Raw genomic sequence first — 4,365 nt, forward strand, 5'->3', positions numbered from 1 at the left:
CAGCCGCGCCCGCGACCTCGCCGGGCGGCGGGTGCTGGTCACGGCCGGCCCCACGCAGGAGCCGCTCGATCCCGTCCGCTATCTCTCCAACCATTCCTCCGGAAAGATGGGCTGGGCGCTGGCCGAAGCCGCGCGCGACCGCGGCGCCCAGGTGACGCTCGTGGCGGGGCCGGTGGCGCTGCCGGATCCGCCCGGGGTCGAGGTCGTGCGCGTGCAGACGGCGGAGGAGATGCTGGAGGCGGTGCGCGCGCGCTTCGACGGATGCGAAGCGCTCGTCGCGTCGGCGGCCGTCGCCGACTACCGTCCCAAGTCCCGCTCGCCCGTGAAGATCAAGAAGTCGCAGGCGCCGCTCACCCTGGAACTCGTCCGCAACCCCGACGTGCTGGAGGAGATGGGCAAGGTCAAGGGGCGGCGGGTGCTCGTGGGATTCAAGGCGGAGACCGGCCCGGGGCTTGAGGCCGCGCGGGAAATGCTGCGGCGGAAGAACCTCGACCTCGTCGTGCTCAACGACGTGACGGAGCCGGGCGCCGGCTTCGGCACGGACACGAACCGCGTCGTCCTCGTGACCGCGGAAGGGGAGGAATCCCTCCCGCTGATGGGAAAACGGGAGGTGGCGGAGCGCATCTGGGACGCCGTCGCCCGCCGCCTTGGGCCTTCAGGTTGAGCCTCGGCCTTAAGCTTGGCTGTCGGAGGGCGCGGCGGGACGGCCACGCAGCGCTCCATACGATAGGGGGAGCCGCATGTCGTCCTTCGATATCCAGAAGCTTGGCCAGGTCTCCGTCAATGTCCACGATCTGCCGCGCGCGGTGGCGTTCTACCGCGACACGCTGGGCCTCCAGTTCCTCTTTGAGGCAGGGCACCTCGCCTTCTTCCGGTGCGGGGACGTGCGCCTCATGCTGAGCCTGCCGGAGACGCCGGAGTTCGACCATCCGGGCTCGGTGCTCTACTTCCAGGTGGGCGACATCGACACCGCTCACCGGGCGCTGCGGGAGAAGGGCGTCGAGTTCGTCGACGCGCCCCACCGGATCGCGAAAGTGGGGTCGAGGGAGACCTGGATGAGCTTCTTCCGGGATCCCGAAGGCAACCTGCTGGCCCTGATGGAGGAGCGGGAGATGGGTTCCGCGTCCCCGCCCGAAGCCTAGCGCGAGTTCCGGATCGCCTCCACGGCCGCCGGATTTTCCAGCGCCGTGAGGTCCCCGGCCGGCTGCCCCAGGTACGCCGCCCGCACGACGCGCCGCATGATCTTGGCGTTGCGCGTGCGCGGAAGATCGTCGACGAAGCGCACATCCTTCGGGAGGAACGGCTTTCCCAGCACGCTCGCGACCTGCTCCTTCAACTCCCTGCGCAGGTTTTCGCCGGGCTCGTGCTCCGGGCGCAGGATGCAGAACGCCACGATGGCCTCGCCCTTCACCTCGTCCGGCACGCCGATCGCCGCCGCCTCCCGGACGGCGGGGTGCGCCACCAGGGCGGACTCCACTTCCGCCGGCCCCACGCGCTTGCCGGCCACTTTCAGCGTGTCGTCGGAGCGGCCCTGGATGTACCAGAAGCCGTCCTCGTCGACATACGCCCAATCGCCGTGCACCCAGAGGTCCGGGATGCGGGACCAGTACGTGTCGAGGTAGCGGTCGGGATCGCGCCAGAAGCCGCGCGTCATCCCCGGCCAGGGCTGCCGGATGACGAGCTCGCCCACCGCGCCGCGCACCGGGCGGCCGGTCTCGTCGACGACGTCGACGGCCATGCCGGGAACCGGCCCGGCGAAGGCGCACGGCTTGAGCGGCGCGACGGTGAGCCCGGAGAGGATGCCGCCGGAGATCTCCGTGCCGCCGGAGTAGTTGATGATGGGGATGCGGCCCCCGCCGACGACCTCGAACGTCCACCGCCAGGGCTCCGGGTTCCAAGGCTCCCCCGTGGAGCCGATGGCGCGCAGGCGGGAGAGGTCGTGGCGGCGCACCGGCTCCTCGCCGAGCGGCATGAGCGAGCGGATGAGCGTCGGCGAGACGCCCAGCACCGTCACGCCGTGGGTTTCGCAGAGCGCCCAGACGCGGTCCGGACCCGGGTGGTCCGGCGAGCCCTCGTACAGGAGGATCGTCGCGCCCAGCGCCAGCCCGCCCATGATCTGCCACGGGCCCATCATCCAGCCGATGTCCGTGATCCAGTAAAGGACGTCGTCCTCCTGCAGGTCGAAGCAGTGCGCCAGATCCTGCGCCGCCTTGAGCGGGAAGCCGGCGTGCGTGTGGACGGTGCCCTTCGGCCTGCCCGTGGTGCCGGACGTGTAGATGAGCATCAGCGGCTCCTCGCCGGAGACGGGCTGCGTGTCGAAGCGGGGCGGACGGCCGGCGACGAGCTCGTCGTACGCCACGTCGCGCCGCGGGTCCCACGGCACGTCGCCGGCTCGCTCGCCCGCGCGGCGCACGACGACCACGCGTTCCACAGACGGGGCCAGGGCGAGGGCCGCGTCGGCGGTGCGCTTCATCGGGACGACGGTGCCGCGGCGGTAGAACCCGTCCGCCGTGATGAGGACCTTCGCCTCGCTGTCGGCGAGGCGCGTCGCGACCGCCTCGGCCCCGTAACCCGAGAAGATGGGGATGAAGATCGCGCCGAGCTTGGCCACGGCCATGATCGCAGCGACGGTTTCCGGAAGCATGGGCAGGAAGAGGCCGACGCGGTCCCCGGGGCCGACGCCCAGCGCCTGCAGCCCGTGCGCAAGCCGGTCGCTCTCCCGGCGCAGGTCGGCGAACGACCAGCGACGCGTCTCGCCGTCCTCGCCCTCCCAGAGCACGGCCGCGGCGCCGGCCCGCTCGCCGTCCGCGTGCTTGTCGACGGCGTTGAGGGCCATGTTTGTGGTGCCGCCGATGAACCAGCGGGCCCAGGGCTTGCCGCGAGACAGGTCGAGCGTCTCCCGGTACGGCTGGTACCATCGCCAGTCGATGTCCCGCACGGCGGCGTCCCAGAACCAGGCCGGGTCCGCGGACGCGCGCTCGGTCAGCGCGGCCACGTCCCGCAGGCCGTGCCGCTCGACGAACCGGAGCAGCCGGCTGCGAGCCCGCTCCTTGTCTCCGGGGCGCCAGACGACGGGATTCGCGCTGGGGTTGGACGCATCGGGGCTCATCGGGTGTCCTCCTTCAGTTTCGGGTTCGAGAAGACTCAAGGCTGTGGCGGCGGTGCGATCGCCGGTGATGGCCCCGGCGGCTCCGCCGGTGGAGAGACGGATCCAGGCGCCTCCATCCGGTACGCCTCCAGCGCCGCGCGCAGTTCCGGGGGGATGGGCGCCGGTCGCCCGGTGGCGCGCTCGACCGTGACGATGACCACCCGACCGCGCAGGGCGGGGACGGGCAGCGGCGTCGGAGCGCCGCCGGTCAGGTCGGCCCGGTGTGGGCCTTCCCCGACGAGCAGCGCTTCGTATTCCAGCGTGAAGGACGTCGTGCCCAGCCGGCCGACCCGCACCTGGATGGCGAGTTCGTCGTCGAAGCCGAGCGGCTGAAGGTAGTCGCACTCGACGTGGACGCGCGGGAAGTCGTAGCGGGACGCGCGCATGGGTTCCAGCCGCAGGCCCAGGTGGCGGAAGAGCTCGGCTTCGGCCTCCTCGAAGTAGCGGAAGGCGACGGAGTTGTGGATGCGTCCGGAAGCGTCCGTGTCGGCCCAGCGAACGCGGAGCCGGTGGGCGAACATGGCTTTCCTCCCTGTCGTTTCTCTAGGTACCACGTGGGCGAAGGCGACCCCTGCCGGGCGAAGTGCCGGGCGAAGGACGGCGCGCCGAGCGGTCCTGCAGGCGGCTGGCCGTCTGTGGCACGATGGAGGGGAGAGGTGTCCCGGGGGCCCGTGTCCGCCTACGCTTCCGTCGCCGTCGACGTCGCCGTCGCGCAGACGGACCGTCCGTTCGACTACGCCGTGCCGGAGTCGCTCGCCGGCGGCGTCGCGCCGGGGCAGCGCGTGCTCGTGCCCCTCGGCGGGCGGCGGGTCGAGGGGATCGTGCTGAGGCTGGTGGACCAGCCGAGCGTGCCCCCGGAAAAGGTCAAGCCGATCGTCAGGGTCCTCGACGACGAACCCCTGCTCACGCAGGAACTGCTCGACCTCGCGCCGTGGCTGGCCGAGCAGTGCGGTTGCACGACGGTGCAGGTGCTGAGGGCGATGCTGCCGGGCGGGGTGAAGAACCGGACGGAGGGCCCGCGCGAGCGTGAACTGCTGTGGCCGGCCGCGGGCGCGGAGCCGCCGGCGGCCCTGGAGCGGGCGCCGGCGCAGGCGCGCGCCTACCGCGTCCTGGCCGCGAACCCCGGCCGGTGGACGCGGCAGGAGCTGGCGCGCGCGGCGGCGGTGGCGCCCGCCGCCGTGGCCGCCCGCCCGCCGCGCCGCCCGGCCCCGGCGCGG

Annotated in this window: 5 protein-coding genes; 3 read left to right on the forward strand and 2 right to left on the reverse strand. The window is 72.5% G+C overall.

What is annotated here, in order from left to right; translation table 11 throughout:
* Positions 1–664, forward strand: a 664-nt coding sequence (gene coaBC, locus IRZ18_08660) for a bifunctional phosphopantothenoylcysteine decarboxylase/phosphopantothenate--cysteine ligase CoaBC (protein MBX5477175.1), incomplete at its 5' end; no start/stop codon positions are given.
* Between the two features lie 76 nt (positions 665–740).
* Positions 741–1,142 carry a VOC family protein gene (locus IRZ18_08665; protein MBX5477176.1) on the forward strand — a complete coding sequence of 134 codons (402 nt, stop codon included), beginning with the start codon at positions 741–743 and terminating at the stop codon, positions 1,140–1,142.
* Here IRZ18_08665 and IRZ18_08670 read toward each other — a convergent pair.
* Positions 1,139–3,109, reverse strand: a complete 1,971-nt coding sequence (locus IRZ18_08670) for an AMP-binding protein (GenBank protein ID MBX5477177.1) — start codon at positions 3,107–3,109, stop codon at positions 1,139–1,141. The two genes, IRZ18_08665 and IRZ18_08670, sit on opposite strands and share 4 nt — an antisense overlap.
* Positions 3,110–3,144: 35 nt before the next feature.
* Complete coding sequence (locus IRZ18_08675; GenBank protein ID MBX5477178.1) at positions 3,145–3,669, reverse strand: acyl-CoA thioesterase; 525 nt, start codon at positions 3,667–3,669, stop codon at positions 3,145–3,147.
* Positions 3,670–3,804: 135 nt separating this feature from the next.
* Here IRZ18_08675 and IRZ18_08680 point away from each other — a divergent pair.
* Positions 3,805–4,365, forward strand: a 561-nt coding sequence (locus tag IRZ18_08680) for a primosomal protein N' (GenBank protein MBX5477179.1), incomplete at its 3' end; no start/stop codon positions are given.

The organism is Clostridia bacterium (assembly GCA_019683875.1).
GTDB lineage: Bacteria > Bacillota > Sulfobacillia > RBS10-35 > Bu92 > Bu92.

Bases quoted from the DNA above. Each gene is read 5' to 3' on its own strand.
- IRZ18_08675 (MBX5477178.1), bottom strand. From the start codon at position 3,669: ATGTTCGCCCACCGGCTCCGCGTTCGCTGGGCCGACACGGACGCTTCC.
- IRZ18_08670 (MBX5477177.1), bottom strand. From the start codon at position 3,109: ATGAGCCCCGATGCGTCCAACCCCAGCGCGAATCCCGTCGTCTGGCGC.
- IRZ18_08665 (MBX5477176.1), top strand. From the start codon at position 741: ATGTCGTCCTTCGATATCCAGAAGCTTGGCCAGGTCTCCGTCAATGTC.